At 59.4% G+C, this 15,339-nt stretch carries 13 protein-coding genes; 10 read left to right on the plus strand and 3 right to left on the minus strand.

Annotated elements, in window-relative coordinates; translation table 11 throughout:
* The 3 genes from ACH2EH_RS08920 to ACH2EH_RS08930 all read right to left on the minus strand — a co-directional run.
* Nucleotides 1-441 (minus strand): DUF1501 domain-containing protein (locus ACH2EH_RS08920; protein ID WP_395140893.1); only part of this gene is annotated, 441 nt, incomplete at its 3' end.
* Nucleotides 438-1,052: a hypothetical protein gene (locus ACH2EH_RS08925; RefSeq protein ID WP_395140895.1), complete on the minus strand. Its 615-nt coding sequence runs from the start codon at nucleotides 1,050-1,052 to the stop codon at nucleotides 438-440. The genes ACH2EH_RS08920 and ACH2EH_RS08925, both read right to left, overlap by 4 nt.
* Nucleotides 1,049-4,072, minus strand: a complete 3,024-nt coding sequence (locus ACH2EH_RS08930) for a PSD1 and planctomycete cytochrome C domain-containing protein (RefSeq protein WP_395140897.1) — start codon at nucleotides 4,070-4,072, stop codon at nucleotides 1,049-1,051. Before ACH2EH_RS08930 ends, ACH2EH_RS08925 begins: the two co-directional genes overlap by 4 nt.
* Before the next feature lie 47 nt (nucleotides 4,073-4,119).
* On the opposite strand from ACH2EH_RS08930, the gene ACH2EH_RS08935 reads away from it, so the two are divergent.
* The 10 genes from ACH2EH_RS08935 to ACH2EH_RS08980 all read left to right on the plus strand — a co-directional run bounded on the left by ACH2EH_RS08935 (nucleotide 4,120) and on the right by ACH2EH_RS08980 (nucleotide 15,147).
* Nucleotides 4,120-6,942, plus strand: coding sequence for a DUF1553 domain-containing protein (locus ACH2EH_RS08935; protein ID WP_395140899.1), 2,823 nt, complete (start codon nucleotides 4,120-4,122; stop codon nucleotides 6,940-6,942).
* A gap of 173 nt (nucleotides 6,943-7,115) precedes the next feature.
* On the plus strand, nucleotides 7,116-9,761 hold the full coding sequence (locus ACH2EH_RS08940) for a DUF1592 domain-containing protein (RefSeq protein ID WP_395140901.1): 2,646 nt from the start codon (nucleotides 7,116-7,118) through the stop codon (nucleotides 9,759-9,761).
* A gap of 4 nt (nucleotides 9,762-9,765) precedes the next feature.
* Entirely contained in the window at nucleotides 9,766-11,082 is a 1,317-nt protein-coding gene (locus tag ACH2EH_RS08945) for a DUF1552 domain-containing protein (RefSeq protein ID WP_395140902.1), read from the plus strand.
* Nucleotides 11,083-11,092: 10 nt separating this feature from the next.
* Nucleotides 11,093-11,482, plus strand: a complete 390-nt coding sequence (locus ACH2EH_RS08950) for a response regulator (RefSeq protein WP_395140904.1) — start codon at nucleotides 11,093-11,095, stop codon at nucleotides 11,480-11,482.
* Nucleotides 11,475-11,861 carry a response regulator gene (locus ACH2EH_RS08955; RefSeq protein ID WP_395140906.1) on the plus strand — a complete coding sequence of 129 codons (387 nt, stop codon included), beginning with the start codon at nucleotides 11,475-11,477 and terminating at the stop codon, nucleotides 11,859-11,861. The genes ACH2EH_RS08950 and ACH2EH_RS08955 overlap by 8 nt, the downstream gene beginning before the upstream one ends.
* A 78-nt stretch (nucleotides 11,862-11,939) precedes the next feature.
* On the plus strand, nucleotides 11,940-13,358 hold the full coding sequence (locus ACH2EH_RS08960) for an amidohydrolase family protein (RefSeq protein WP_395140908.1): 1,419 nt from the start codon (nucleotides 11,940-11,942) through the stop codon (nucleotides 13,356-13,358).
* 30 nt (nucleotides 13,359-13,388) lie between these two features.
* Nucleotides 13,389-13,724, plus strand: coding sequence for a protease inhibitor I42 family protein (locus ACH2EH_RS08965; RefSeq protein WP_395140910.1), 336 nt, complete (start codon nucleotides 13,389-13,391; stop codon nucleotides 13,722-13,724).
* 38 nt (nucleotides 13,725-13,762) lie between these two features.
* Nucleotides 13,763-14,500 carry a sugar phosphate isomerase/epimerase family protein gene (locus ACH2EH_RS08970; RefSeq protein ID WP_395140911.1) on the plus strand — a complete coding sequence of 246 codons (738 nt, stop codon included), beginning with the start codon at nucleotides 13,763-13,765 and terminating at the stop codon, nucleotides 14,498-14,500.
* Between the two features lie 2 nt (nucleotides 14,501-14,502).
* Nucleotides 14,503-14,763, plus strand: a complete 261-nt coding sequence (locus ACH2EH_RS08975; protein ID WP_395140913.1) for a hypothetical protein — start codon at nucleotides 14,503-14,505, stop codon at nucleotides 14,761-14,763.
* A 114-nt stretch (nucleotides 14,764-14,877) separates the two neighbouring features.
* Entirely contained in the window at nucleotides 14,878-15,147 is a 270-nt protein-coding gene (locus ACH2EH_RS08980) for a hypothetical protein (protein ID WP_395140915.1), read from the plus strand.
* Nucleotides 15,148-15,339 lie beyond the last annotated feature (192 nt).

Below are 15,339 nucleotides of genomic sequence, written 5' to 3' on the forward strand. Positions count from 1 at the left end.
GTTGGTGTGCTCCGAGAAGTTGCTGGTCATGGAGCGCATGACACACAGATCATCGGCGCACTTGGCCACTTCGGGGAACAGCTCGCTGACATCTAGGCCACTCTGACCGTATTTCTTAAATGTCCACGGGGATTTCAGAATCGTTCCGTTGTTATTAAACTGTGTCGGTGGCACGTCCATTGGCAGTGGCTTGCCGTGGTCTTTCTCCAGGCGTGGCTTCGGATCAAACGTGTCCATCTGGCTTGGGCCACCGTCCATGTACAGAAAGATCACTGCCTTGGCTTTCGCTGGATGGTCTAGTTTTTGCCCCAGCCCCCCCTGCCCCCGCCGGGTACCCTCTGGGTGGGGGGAGCTTGCTGCGGCCTCATCGGCAAAGAGTGCTGATGCTGCGAGGCCACCAAAGCCTGTTGCGGCGGTGGAGAGAACTTCTCGTCGTGTCATTTTTCTTCTTCCAGTTGCTCGGTGCAGCGTGCAAAGAGCCAGTCGAGCATGCCTAAAAGCTGCGTCGTGTTGGTGCTTGAGAAAAGCCCGGTCTCAAAAACCTCGCCGCTGGTTTCTCGTTTGTAGAACTGCCAGCCTTGGCCGTTGGTCACAATTCCATAGACGGCGTGTGTCCGTCCGGCACTCTGATTGGCTTCGTGGCAGGCTTGCATCTCCACGAGGCACTGTGCTAAACCACGCTCAAAGTTGTCTTTTTTCGCTTCGACCACACAGAGAAGCGGTGTGGTGGCTACGAGGCGGCGCGAGGCCACGAGATAGTCCACCATGCCACTAGCGATTTCCGCCCGAAGGGTTGCCTCTTTGAAGATCCGAAGCCGTGTGTAGGGCTGAATGGCTTCCTCAAAAAAGGCATCTATTAAGAGTGTCTTCGCACCTTCCGAGCGCTGCAAGTCAAAGGCATCTAGGCGATGGAGCTTCTCTGTGAAAAACGCGCTGGGCTCTCGCTCGGTATAGTCCGGTTGCCAAGGCAGCAAGATTTCAAGATCGAGTCGTGCTAGTGCCTCTTCTAGTGTGAACTGCGAGAAGCTTTTTTGCCGTGGAGAGCTACTCATTTTATAAATATAAATTCTTTAACATTGAGCAGGACATGGCACAGATCGGCCCAGACGGCTTTCTCGTTGCTCCCCTCCACAAACTCAAGGGCGTCTTTGGCTTCGCTGGGAGTTGCGGGGCGACCAAAGGCGCTTTCGTAGAGCCAGGCGACACGCTGTTCGGGCGTGGCGGTGGGTTGTTCTTTGAGTAACCGGTCGGCCCAGACATCGGCTTGCTGACGGACAAACGGGCCGTTCATCAGGGCAAGTGCCTGCGCGGGGACATTACTCACGCTTCGACGCCCGATGCAGGTGAAGGGGGTCGGAAAGTCAAAGGACTGGAGCCAGGGCGAGAGGAAGTTGCGCCGCACCGAGAGATAGATACTGCGCCGCCCATTGCCATCGAGCGGGCCTTGGCCAGGCCGACCGCGCCCCTCGGAGAACTCTGTCAGGTAGGTGTTGACCGGCGGGCCGTAGAGCGTCCTGTCCAAGCGCCCTGAGAGTGCGAGCAGGCTATCGCGGATCGCCTCGCCTTCTAATCTACGGACATTCATCCGCCAGAGGAGCTTATTGGTCGGGTCGAGCTTGGTTGCCGTGGCGGTGGGGGCGATATCACTGCGCTGCTTGTAGGTGGCGCTGGTGAGAATGAGCTTGTGCATGGCCTTGAGCGACCAGTTCTTTGCCACGAGTTCACTTGCGAGGTAGTCCAGAAGCTCGGGGTGCGTCGGGAGCTGGCCCATGTGCCCAAAGTCATCGGTGGTGGCGACAATTCCGCGCCCAAAGTGGTGGTGCCAGAGCCGGTTGACGATCACCCGCGCCGTGAGCGGATGTTGGGGGCTGGCGAGGCGCTGGGCGAGCTCAAGCCGTCCACTGCCCACAACACCCGTGATAGGCGTACTCTCCGTGCCGCAGAGTGCCAGTTGCAGGCGCGGCGCAGTTGATCCGGCGGACTTGTGGTTGCCGCGCAGGAAGACATTCTCGTCCTCGCCGTTGCCATCGGCCATCGCCAGAATACGCGTCGGCGCGGGGAGGGCGTTGTCAATGGCCGCAATTTGGGCGCTGGCATCGGCGAGGAGCTTCGTCTCTAGAACCCCCTTGCGCAGGAGCATGTCGAGCACGTCAAGAGCAGGCGTATCGCTTGCGGTGAGGGAGTGACTTGCCCAGTGATCTAACGCCGTGCTGAGGCTCTGCTTCACCGGTTCCGCAACCCGCTGAATAGGGTACGGGCTGTTTCCACCAGGCGGGACATTGCTGCTACTGAGCACCGCGCCCTCGCAGCGAATCCAGCCGTCGTGGCCCTTGTTGGTATCACTTAGATTGCCGTTGGAGAAGTTATCGCGCGCACTGTCGGAGAGCTCGACATAGGCGCGGCGGCCCTTGACCATCCGCAGATCAATCGTGCGCCACTGCGGCTCGGGGTAGTCAATGGTGTGCCCCAGAAAGCCGTAGAGCGGGTCACGGATCACTTGAAAGCTCTCGACAATGATGCGCAGACGGCCTTTTTGACCGGCGACATTGACATGGATATAGTCCTTGTCTATGGTGAACGTCGGGGAGCGCAGTGCGCCCTCTTGCCGCCGCCCACTCAGCGCCGAGTGCGCCATCGTCCGAGGTGCCAGAGCCAGTACGGGCTTTTGCGGATCGCCTGAGAGAAGCAGCTCACCGGGCTTGGCCAGAGTCATCATCGCCGCGCCACTGGGAGTCCACTGGCTTAGAGGGAAGTCTGACTCACCACCGTTGCCTTTGCGGTTCAGCACCTGTAGCTCCGCCTTGAGCTTCTCGTCGGGGAGGGCAGCGAGACTGGCTTTCCAGGCATCGCTCAGGCCACGCCGGTCCACGCCGGTCCGAATGCGAGAAATAGCCTGCGCGGGCTTACCGAAAGTCTCGGGGCCATCTGAGGAAGTGAGCTGGAAGCGCGAGCTTCGGAGCATGCCGTAGAGGCCGTAGTAGTCCTTGGTGGGGATCGGGTCGAATTTGTGGTCGTGGCAGCGGGCACACGCCACCGTCTGACCTAAAAACGCCTTGCCGATCACATCAATCTGGTTGTCAATGCGATCTGCCTGCTCCTGCTTGATATCCACGGGCGAGTGCTTGCCCTCACCCAGCCAGACAAACCCCGTGGCGGTGAGCGACTCGTTGCGCCCTGTGACTCTGTCAAAGCGTGGTGTGGACAGTAAATCCCCCGCAAGCTGCTCCGTCATAAATTTATCGTAGGGGACATCGGCGTTCAGCGCCCGAATCACATAGTCTCTGTACTGAAATGCCTCGGGAATATCGAAATCCAGCTCATGGCCCATGGACTCGCCGTAGCGCACCAGGTCCAGCCAGTGCCGTGCCCAGCGCTCGCCGTAGGCGGGCGAGGCCAGCAATCTCTCTACCAGCTTTTCGTAAGCTTTCGGTGATGTATCCGTGAGAAACGCAGCGATTTCTTGTGGTGTGGGCGGCAGGCCCGTCAGATCAAAAGTGGCACGCCGGATGAGGGTTCGCTTATCGGCCTCGGGAGCCATGTGCAGCCCGGATTTCTGAAGCTTGGCAAGCACAAAAGCATCTATCCCGCTCTTTTCCATGGGCGGCTCCAGCGGGCGCTGGACTTGCTTGTACGCCCAGTGCTGGCGGCGCTTCGTCAGATCAAAGCTCTCTTTTTTTGATCCACCTGCCTTGGGGGGGGGCTGCGTAGTGTTGGCTGGCAGTGGTGCGCCGCCTTTAACCCACTGCTCTAACAGCGCGATCTCGCCCGCCGGGAGTTTGCCGCTCGGGGGCATGAGCAGAGATGCATTGGTGTAGCTGACTGCCTTGAGCAGTGTTCCATTGACCGGGAGAGCTGCCCCGCGCGAGCCGCCTTTTTTGAGCGCCGCTGCCCCATCTAATCTGAGGTTTCCTTGTTGGATATCCGGCCCGTGGCACGACACGCAGCGCGCGGTGAGAATCGGGCGAATGCGCTTCTCAAAGAACTCGGCATCCACCGGTTCCTGCGCCTTGCCTGGCATCAAACTCACTCCGAGTAAAAGTCCTCCGAAAAGAACCCCCATTGTCCGCTTCATGACTGTTATTGTAGCCCACAATGCGGCATAATAACCGTGATATGCGAATGCAATGGGGAATTCTTAGTGGAGTAGTTTTGCTCGCAACGGCAGCACTGGCCCAAAAGCTCCCTCGCCCGATCGGGGAGCTGGCTTTTGAGTCAAAAGTGCGTCCGCTGCTCCTCGCCAAGTGTATGACCTGCCACGGCGAGCAGGCGGCGCAGGGCGGCGTGCGGCTCGACAAGGCGTTCGATGCGGCAACGGCGCAACGTGTTTTGTCGGCGGTTCGCTACGATGGCAAAGTCAAGATGCCTCCGAGCGGCAAACTCGGAATCCCCGAGCAAGAGGCACTGGCGGCCTGGGTCAAAGACGGTGCAAAGTGGCCCATAGCAGCCCCCCCCGTCGGACGGGGGCCGGGGGGTGAAAATCACTGGTCGTTCCAGCCCGTGAAGCGTGCCGCTGTTCCCAAAGTCAAGAATCCCGTGCTGGCGAGCGAGTGGGTGAAGAACCCGATTGATGCCTTTGTGCTGGCGAAGCTGGAGAACAAGAAGCTCCTGCCCAGCGCCCCGGCCTCGCGCCGTGAGCTGATTCGCCGCCTGACCTACGATCTGATTGGCCTGCCACCCACGCCCGAGGAAGTGGTGGCCTTTGAGCGCGACACGAACCCGAAGGCGTATGAGACGCTGGTCGAGAAATTACTGGCCTCATCGCACTACGGCGAAAAATGGGGACGTCAGTGGCTGGACTTAGTCCGCTTTGCCGAGACCAATAGCTACGAGCGTGACAACCCTAAGCCGCAGCCGTGGCGCTACCGTGACTATGTGATTAAGAGCTACAACGCCGACAAGCCCTACGATAGATTTCTAAAAGAGCAGCTCGCGGGCGATGAATTGCCTGATGCCACCAACGAGACGCAGATCGCGACGGGTTTCTATCGCCTCGGTGTCTGGGACGATGAGCCCGTGGACGCCGAACAGTCCCGCTACGATAGCATTGATGACATTGTCACGACAGTGGGCCAAGCTTTCTTAGGACTGACTCTCGACTGTGCCCGCTGCCACGACCATAAGATTGACCCGATTCCCACCAAAGACTACTACCAGTTTGTGGCGATCTTCCAGAACATCAATTATTTTAAAAACGGCGGCCCCACCGACGAAAAAATAATCTTCGAGAGTGATACCGAAAAGGCGAACTATGAAAAGCGCGTCAAAGAGAAAGCCGAGGAGGTCACGGCAAAGCGCGCCCGGATCGCCGCACTCCAGCAGGAGTTTCTGCAAAAGCGAGATGCCCTGCTCAAGCCCACTGACTTGGCCGATCTGAGCTGGAAGTACTACGAAGGCGCATTCGGGGCGCTTCCTGACTTTGACAAGCTCACGCCCGTTGCGTCGGGCACTGCGCCGATGCTAGACCTCTCGGTGAAGCAGCGCGACGGTAGCTTTGCGCAGCTCTTTACAGGAAGCCTCAATGCGCCTGCCGCCGGGGAGTACACGCTCTGGCTGGACTCCGACGATGGCTCGCGGCTCTTTGTGAACGGCCAGAAGCTCATTGACTACGATAGTTCCCACGGTGAGGGCAATGAGAAGCGGGCGAAAATCACGCTGCCTGCCGGGAAAGTGACGTTGCGATTAGAGTATTTCCAGAGTGGCACCTCGCCGCTGGGGCTGAACGTCGCGTGGGCCGGGCCAGGGTTTGCCCGCCGCCCGCTCTCGCCCGCAAAAAATACCAGTGCTCTGGGCATTCCTGTGCAGTTCGCCGCCTACAAAGGCCAGCTTGACCCCGCGCAAGTGGCGGAGGGCACGAAGCTGCTCAAGGAAGTGGAGGACTTAGAGAAGACTGAGGTGCCCGTCAATAAGATGCTGGTGGTCACCGAGACCGGCCCGAAGTCCGCCGAGACATTTATCCTCAAGCGTGGCAGCCGCGAGACGCCCGGCGAGAAAGTCGAGCCTGGCTTCCCGAGCTGCGTAGGCGGCGGGATTGCCAAACCCAACCCTCTGGCCGCCAGCGCAGGCCGCCGGACGGCACTGGCTAACTGGATCACGAACCCGAGCAACCCGCTCCCGGCGCGCGTGATGGTCAATCGGCTCTGGCAGGGACACTTTGGGCGCGGCATCGTCCGCACGCCCAACGACTACGGCTTCCAGGGCGCAGCTCCGACCCATCCCGAGCTGCTCGACTGGTTGGCGAGTGAGTTTGTGGCCAAGGGCTGGAGCATGAAGGCTATTCATCGCCTGATCCTTCTCTCCAGCACCTACCAGATGTCCTCGCGCAGCAACTCAATTGCGCTCAAGACGGATCCCGAGAATGAGCTTTTTTGGCGCTTTGACATGCGCCGCCTGAGCGCCGAGGAAGTCCGCGACTCCGTGCTTGCCGTTTGTGGGAATCTGAATCTCCAACAGTTCGGCACCTCGGTCTACCCTGATATTCAGAAAGAAGTACTGGCAGGGCAGTCCATTCCCGGCAAGGACTGGTACCCGGACAAGATGAAGCCCGAGGACAAGAACCGGCGCAGCATCTATATCTTCGTCAAGCGCTCGCTACTCTACCCGATGCTGGAGAGCTTCGACGCGGGTGAGACCGACCGCACCAACCCGGCCCGCTTCGCCACGGTTCAGCCCACGCAGGCACTCGCGATGCTCAACTCCACGCTCATGAACCAGCAGGCAAAGCTTCTCGCCGAGCGCGTGAAAAAAGACGTCACGGACCGCCCCGTCCCGTTTATCCAGCGCGCCTTCTCCCTCATCACCCAGCGCGACCCGACGCAAGCCGAGCTCGCCCGCTGCACAAGACTCATAGACACCCTGCGCTTCAAAGGAGCCACCGACCAACAAGCCCAAACCTACCTGTGCCTCTCGCTTCTCAATTTAAGTGAGTTTTTGTATCTGGACTAAACCCACCTCAGCCCTCCCTTGCGGCAAGGGAGGGTGCCGGAATGAGGAACGAATAGAGGCAGGTGGGTTCGGGTGAGGGAGACTGAGGGAAAAATCAGGAATAAACTTGTGAGAATGACTGGCACATAATAGTGAAAGTGGCGTACCCTAGAAGGGAGTGAGTTCATAGTGTCATGAATTTTCAAAAAAGGCAGCAAAAGCTCTCGGGGCGGCTAGTATCTGGTGCGGCCCTAACCCTAGGACTGGGGGCTCTCTCGGCAGCGATGCCGCAGAGCAAGCCTGTGGTGCCTACTCCGGGCGTGCAGGCGTTTCTCAAGGCCAACTGCCTTGCCTGCCACAACCCAAACCTTAAAGAGGGCAAGCTCGACCTGACGGTGTTGCCACTGCGCCTCGACGATCCCAAGGTCTTTGCGCTGTGGGTTAAAGTGCACGATCGCGTGCAGCTGGGGGAGATGCCTCCGCCAACCGCCCCCCTGCCCAAACCTACAGCACGTGCGGCATTTCTGAAGGCGCTTGCCACCCCCATGCTCGCCGTGGAGGCGGTGCGGGTGAAGCGTGAGGGCCGCGCGGTCTGGCGGCGCATGAACCGCTACGAGTACGAGAACACGGTTCGTGACCTTCTCGATACGCCCTGGCTCCAGCTCAAGTTCATGCTCCCCGAGGACGGCATCTCGGCTCGCTTCAACAAAGTTGGTACGGCGCTAGATGTCTCTCATGTCCAGATGAGCCGCTACTTGGATGCTGCCAACGCTGCACTACGTGAGGTGCTGGCGCAGGGAGTCGCACGTTCCGAGACCACCACAAAGCGCTACTACGCACGGGAGCAGCGCTCGTTTGCCGGGCTGGTGGAGGCGGGTTTTGCCTACTCCGATGCCACCGCGCGTGCGACCTTCCCGATCCTGGGGGATGCGGCGGACCTTCCGGTGCTAGAGAAGAAAGGCCCGATGACGGTCGGTGCCAAAGACCCCGAGAAGCGTGAGTTGGAAGCCCTTGGGGTGGTGGCAAGCTCCTACGAGCCGATTCAGCCCGAGTTCGACCGCTTCCACGCACCCATCTCGGGGCGCTACCGGCTCCGGCTCCGCGCCCACTCGTTCTGGTCCGGCCCCGGCAACGAGAAGCAATGGTGGCGAGCCAGCCGCACGAATATCTCGCGGGGGCGAACCCAGGAACCAGTGACGCTCTACGCGACCTCGCATCCCCAGCAGCAGCGCCGACTGGGGACGGTGGACATGGGCCCCGATTCGACAGTGCGAGAGCTCGACGTTCAGCTGATCAAAGGCGAGTCCATCCTGCCCGATGCCGCCCGCCTCTTCCGGTCCCGTCCGCCCTCGGATGACCCCAAGCGTAAAATAACGACGGGCTGGCACACGCCACTGGCAACCAAAGAGGGCCAGCCAGGAGTTGCCTTCCAGTGGCTGGAGGTCGAGGGGCCACTCTACGATATCTGGCCGATGCCTGGCGTACGCTTGCTGTGTGGTGACCTACCCGTCAAAGCCGGAGCGGGGGGACAGCTTGAGATCGTCCCTAAAGACCCTGAGAAAGACAGTGAGAGGCTTATCCGTGGGTTTCTCCAGCGTACTCTGCGCCGCCCTATGCAGGAGAGCGATGCACTGCCCTATGAGAAACTCTTCCAGAGCGCACATAGCTCCGGGGCGAGCTTCACCGAGGCGCTCCTCGCAGCCTACTCGGGGATTCTCTGCTCCCCCGACTTTATCACGCTGGAGGAGAAACCCGGCCCTCTGACCGATTTTGCGCTGGCGACGCGCCTCTCGTACTTCCTTTGGAACACGGAGCCCGACGAGGCGCTCCGGTCGCTGGCGGCACAGGGCAAGCTCAAAGACCCCAAGGTACTCGCTGCGCAGACAGAGCGCCTGCTCGCCGATCCCCGCGCTCGGCGGTTTGTAGAGGCGTTTCTGGACTACTGGCTCGATCTGCGTAAGACGGCGGATGTCTCGCCGGATGAGACGCTCTATGTGGACTACTACCTTGATGACTACCTGGTGGAGTCCGCGGTTGAGGAGACGCGGGTATTCTTCACCGAGCTGCTGCGCAGGAACCTGCCCGCACGTAATCTCGTCGCCTCGGACTTTGTGACAGTCAACGACCGCCTCGCGACGCTCTACAACCTCCCCAATGTTCAGGGAGCCACTATCCGCCGCGTCCCGCTGCCCAAGGACTCCGTCCGTGGCGGGCTACTCACCCAGGCGAGCGTTTTGAAAGTGACCGCCAATGGCACCACGACCTCTCCCGTCCTGCGCGGTGTCTGGATCAACGAGCGCATCCTGGGGCTCCCCGTGCCACCGCCGCCCGCCGCCGTTCCCGCCGTCGAGCCGGATATCCGGGGGGCCACCACGATTCGGGAGCTACTGGCCAAGCACCGGACACAGCCCGAGTGTCGTGGCTGCCATACCAAGATCGACCCGGCGGGCTTCGCACTGGAGAGCTTTGATGTCTTTGGTGGCTGGCGCGACCGCTACCGGGGAATAGGGGAGAAAGAAGGGAAGGTCGAGGCTGGCTTTGGCAAGAATGGCCAGCCCTTTTACTTCCATGCCGCACAGCCCGTGGACTCGTCTGGCATTCTCCCCGATGGCCGCACATTTGCTGACATTCGCGAGCTGAAGCGCTTGTTTCTTCGCGACGAGCGTGGTATTGCGCGCAACCTCACGCGGCAGCTCGTGACCTACGCGACGGGCGCTCCCGTTCAGTTCGGCGACCGGGCACAGATTGAGGCGATCCTGAGCCGCGCCCAGCCCACTGGCTACGGAGTGAAGTCCCTCCTCCATCAAGTGATCGCAAGCGACCTCTTCAGGAATAAATAAGACCATGAAAATCGTTCATATCCTTACGCGGCAAGCCCTCTCCCGGCGCCACTTCCTCCGCGGAGCCGGTGTCCTGTTGGGGCTTCCTCTCCTCGATGCCATGGAGCCCGCCTTCGCCCGCACGGACTCCCAAAAGCCCGTCCCACGCCGCTTCTTTGGCATCTGTAACAACCTGGGGGTGCTCCCGGACAAGTTTTTTCCAGCGGCGAATCAAGCGGGGCGTGGCTATACTTTCTCGCCCTATCTAGAGCACCTCAGAAACTTCCGCGACGACTTCACGGTGATGAGTGGTGTCTGGCACCCCGATGTGGACGGTGGGCACCCGGCGGACATCTGCTTTCTCACCGCCGCGCCGCATCCCTCCAGCGGCGGCTTTCGCAACACCATCTCGCTGGACCAGTACGTGGCCGAGCGCATCGGCAACTTAACTCGGTTTCCGTCGCTTACGCTGGGGGTAAATGGCTCGCGGAGCCTCTCTTGTACCGCCAATGGGGTACTGATCCCCACGGAGAACCGACCGTCGGAGGTGTTTAAGAAGCTCTTTTTGGGCGGTTCCCCCGACGAAGTGCAGGCACAGGCGCGGAGCTTGGCACTGGGGCGCAGCATCATGGACACGGTCGCGGAGCAGACCAGCAAGCTCAGCCGTCAGGTCGGTGCAAAAGACAGGGAGCGGCTCGACCAGTACTTCTCGGGAGTGCGTGATCTGGAGCAGCGCTTGGTTCAGGCCGCCGAGTGGGAGAAAAAGCCCCGCCCGGTCGTGAGTGTCGCACCGCCCGTAGACCTCAAAGACCCGCGGGAGTACATGGAGAAGACCCGCCTGATGTACCAAATGGCGCAGCTCGCCTTTGCCACCGACTCCACCCGGAACATCACCCTGATGCTCGATAGTGTCAACTCGCCCGCCATCACCGTCGAGGGCAAGGCAGTCTCCGATGGCTACCATAACCTCTCGCACCATGGCAAGAGCCAGGAGAAGATGGGGCAGCTAGAGCGCATTGACCGCGAGCACATGAAGCTCCTGGCGGGCCTCTTCGCTGATCTGAAGTCCCATCAGGAAGGCAACGAGACCCTGCTGGACCGAACCATGGTGCTCTACGGCAGCAACATGGGCAACGCCAACACGCACGTCACCACCAACCTCCCTGTGCTCTTCGCAGGCGGTGGCTTCCAGCACGGCCAGCACCTCGCCTTCGACCGAGAGCGTAACTACCCGCTCCCCAACCTCTTCGTCAATGTCCTCCAGCGCTTCGGTGTCGAGACCGACAAGTTCGCCTCCAGCACCGGAACCATGCGCGGCATGGAGCTAAAACGCTCGGCGTAGAACCATTTCAATGACGGTTCTCGTTGTGGAGGACAAACAAGCTACTCGCCTTCTCTTGCAGGAAATTCTTGAGAAGGCGGGCTATCAGGTTCTGCTGACAGAGTTTGGTGAGACCGCCAAGCAGATTCTTCAGGAGACCCATGTAGATGCTGTGATCGTTTCTTGGGCACTTCAGGCTCGGAGCGGATTGGAGCTTGCACACTGGATTCGCCAGCAACCACCCCGTATCGGAAGACAGCTTGTGGTTATTGCGGTAGGAAATGTCTCTCCCGTGAGAGACTCATTCAACCGCTATCCTGTTGATATTTTTGTGCCTCGGCCTTTCAACCCTACGGAGATTCTGGCCTTTCTGAAACGACTCCTGAGTTTTGAAGAGAGAGCAGGTATAGGTAATGTCTGAACCAAAGACAATTCTTATCGTGGATGATGAGTTCAAAGTTCGTGTGATGCTGCGCCGCCATTTGGAAGCCGAGGGCTATCAGGTGGTCGAAGCGGAGAACGGAAAAGTAGCACAGAAATGCCTACGGGAAATCTCGATTGATGCCGTTTTTACGGACTACTGGATGCCTGAGATGGATGGTCTGGAGCTAATCCAATGGGTTCGGCAACAGCCCGAGTTTACCAGCCTACCGATCATTGCGAGTTGTGGAACCCCTTCGGATTCCGAAGGTTATCGAGCGGTTCGTCAGCCATTCTTCGATGCAGGCTGTGATCGATTTCTGGTTCGGCCCTTCAGTCCCCAAGAGCTAATTCGTTGGCTCAAAGAGCTTCTTCCTTAACCCTCCCTGCTCTGAGGGAGGGTGTCGAGGAACGAGGCGGGTGGGTCCAAGACGGGTGGGTTCAGGTACAATTCCTCCATGTCCTATCTGATTCGTGGCGGTCTGGTCGCCGATGGAAGTGGCGGCAAGCTGCGCCGCGCCGATGTACTGGTGGAGGGCGACTCTATCACCGCTCTGGCTCCCCCGTTATCGGGGGCGGGGGGGGGCACTGTGATTGAGGCTGATGGCAAAGTCGTCGCGCCGGGATTTATAGATACCCACAGCCACGCCGATGGGGGGCTTCTGACTAATCTCGATGCGGAGACGCAGATTCGCCAAGGAATCACGACGGCGCTGGTCGGGCAAGATGGTGGCCACAACTTTCCGCTGGCCGAGTGGTTTGCCAAGCTAGAACAAACGCCATCCGCACTCAATATCGCCAGCTTTGTGGGGCACGGCACCGTGCGCGGCAAAGTGATGGGCGACGACTACAAGCGCGCCGCGCGCCCCGATGAGATTCGCAAGATGCGGGCGCTAGTAGCGCAAGAAGTCCGTGCCGGGGCACTCGGGCTGAGCTCGGGCATCGAGTACGATCCGGGGATTTATTCCACGACGGAAGAGTTGATCGCGCTCGCCGAGCTGGCAGGGTTTTACATCAGCCATGTCCGCGACGAAGAAGAAGGGGCACTGACCTCGTTCGATGAGCTGATCAAGATCGCCACCGAGGCCCGTGTTCCGGCGCAGATCTCACACATCAAGCTTGGGAGCGCCCCGGTCTGGGGCAAGACGCAGCAAGTTTTTGAGCGCATGGAAGCGGCGCGGCGGCGCGGTGTGAGCATCACCGCCGATGTCTATCCCTACACCTACTGGCAGAGCAGCATTATCGTCTTACTCACGACCCGAGAGTGGGACAAGCGCGAACTCTGGGAGAAGGCGCTCGCCGAAGTGGGCGGGGCGAAGAATATTCTGGTCACGGGCTATGCGCCCCAGCCGAGCTGGCAGGGCAAGACACTGGCAGCACTCGCCTTGGAGCAGAAAAAAGATGCGGTGACACTCACGATGGAGATGGTGGCGGCGACCAAGGGCGCGGTTGGCGTGGTCGTGACGGCGATGCAGGAGCGGGACTTACAAGCCTTTATTCGCCACCCAGAGATCATGTTCTGCACCGATGGCGGCCTGCGCGGCTCGCACCCCCGTGGCGCAGGCAGCTACCCACGCATCCTGGGCAAGTATGTGAGAGAGCAGCGTGTCCTCTCGCTCGGGGAGGCCGTTCGCAAGGCCAGCGCACTGCCCGCACAGCGCTTTGGCTTCACGGATCGTGGCCGGATCGTGCCGGGCAAGAAAGCCGATCTGGTGATTTTCGACCCTAAAACCATCACCGATACAGCGACCACCAAAGACCCGCAGAGCAAGCCCATCGGCCTGACTGACGTGCTGATCAACGGCGTTCCCGTGCTGCGAAACAGCCAGCTTACCGGGTCGCACCCGGGGCGCGTCCTCCGTCGCTCTGCTACATGATATCTCCGTCGCGGAGCGATACCATAGAGCATGCAAACAAAACCACGTGTGATCACTGAGACTGACCGGGGCAAAGAAATTACCATCAAGCTGGGGGAGACGTTCACCCTTCAGCTCGCCGCGAACCCTACTACCGGCTATAGCTGGTATCTACTGACCGGTCCCGCTCCCTGGATCTCGGTTGCTCGTAAGTACGTCACGGATCCGCACAAGCCCAACATGAATGGGGTGGGTGGCAAAGAGACCTTCACCTTCAAGGCGGAGAGTGTTGGGGGCGGATTTCTGCGCCTGCTCTATCTGCGTGGATTCGAGGAAAAAATCAACACCGACAAGGCTTTCCAGGTGCGGATTGTGGTACAGAAATAGGGGCAGGGATTTGTCGCAGCTATCGCGAACCTGAGAGCATGAAAGCAAACACACTCAACATTGGGGTGGCGACCTACACGCTGCGAACGCTACCCACCGACGCGGCGATTACGGTGCTCCAGCGGCTGGCAGTGAAGACCTGCTCGCTGAAGGACTCGCACTTGCCGATGAAGGCGACGCCGGACGAGCTAAAGGCGATTGTGGCGAAGTTCAAGGCGGCGGGAATCACGCCTCTCTCGATTGGTAATGTTGGGATGAAAGACGAAGCCAGCATGCGGGCGGCGTTTGAGTATGCTAAGGCATCGGGGATTGGAACGATGGTCTGTGCTCCGCCCCTCGACTCGATCCCGATCCTCGACAAACTGGTCAAGGAGTTTGACATCAAGCTCGCGCTCCATAACCACGGGCCGGAGGACAAGAACTTCCCGACGCCCTACGAGGCCTACAACGCCGCCAAGGGCTTTGATAAGCGCATCGGGCTGTGTGTGGACGTCGGTCACTGTGCACGCGCCGGGAAAGACCCCGCAAAGGCGATTCTTGACTGCCGCGACCGGGTCTACGATATTCACCTGAAAGACGTGAGTGTGGTCGCGCCAAACGGCAAGCCCATCGAAGTGGGGCGGGGCGGGCTGGATATTGCCTCGATCCTCAAGGCACTAATCACCATTAACTTCACCGGCAATGTTGGCTTTGAGTACGAGAAAGATGCCAAGGATCCCGTGCTGGGCCTCGCCGAGTCCGTGGGCTATGTGCGCGGGATTCTCAAAGGGCTCTAGCAGTGTTTGGGATCGCGTCGGACAATCCGGACATCCCCTGCCCGGACTGCCGTCGCATTATGGTCGAGGTGTACGGTTTTAGCCGCGCCCTCGGCCTGGATGTCGGAATCCGCGAAGAGTACACCATGCCCGTAGACTACTTTGGGCGTGCAAACAGCGGCGCAGTTCTCTTTTTCTTTGAGGTGCTGAACAACCTGCTCGATGGTATCTTGGGCTTCTTCCACAAGCAAAAAAAGCCCGCCGCCTCTGCCGGAAGCTCTTAGCCGAAGCCCCCAAGAGCCTCATCTGCGCCAATTGTCTTTTTGTCTACCGGCGGAAATGACTGTCGGACAGTTATGGATTTGATAGGCTATACTGAACTTGAGGGGGTGCACAGGATGTCTTTAGTAATTGACTTGCCCGATTCTCTTGAGAAGCATGTTGAGAGGGAAGCGCAAAAAGTAGGTGTATCGCCATCGGAGTACATTGTCCATCTGATTCAAATCGCCGCAGTTCCTTCTGCGATGGTTTATGAATCACAGGCGACACAAGAACTTTTTGCTCGGTGGGACGAAGAGGATGCCACAATGACGCTTGATGAGCAAAAAACAAGTTTGTATACCTTTGCCGAGATAGAAAAATACGGTATTCCACGAGTACGAATATAGGTTAGTTTTTATGGGTCTATGGGGTTTTGTGTGAAAGGTGATTACTCTGCTATGCTATGCCAGCATGACTGACAGAGATTTATACTCGACGATTCTGGGGGTCAGTTTACCCTGGCAGGTTACGGATGTCGCCCTGGATATAGAGACATCTACGGTGACAGTGCATCTGGATTATGATGCCAAGGCCTCCTG

Source organism: Armatimonas sp. (assembly GCF_043760365.1).
Lineage (GTDB): Bacteria > Armatimonadota > Armatimonadia > Armatimonadales > Armatimonadaceae > Armatimonas.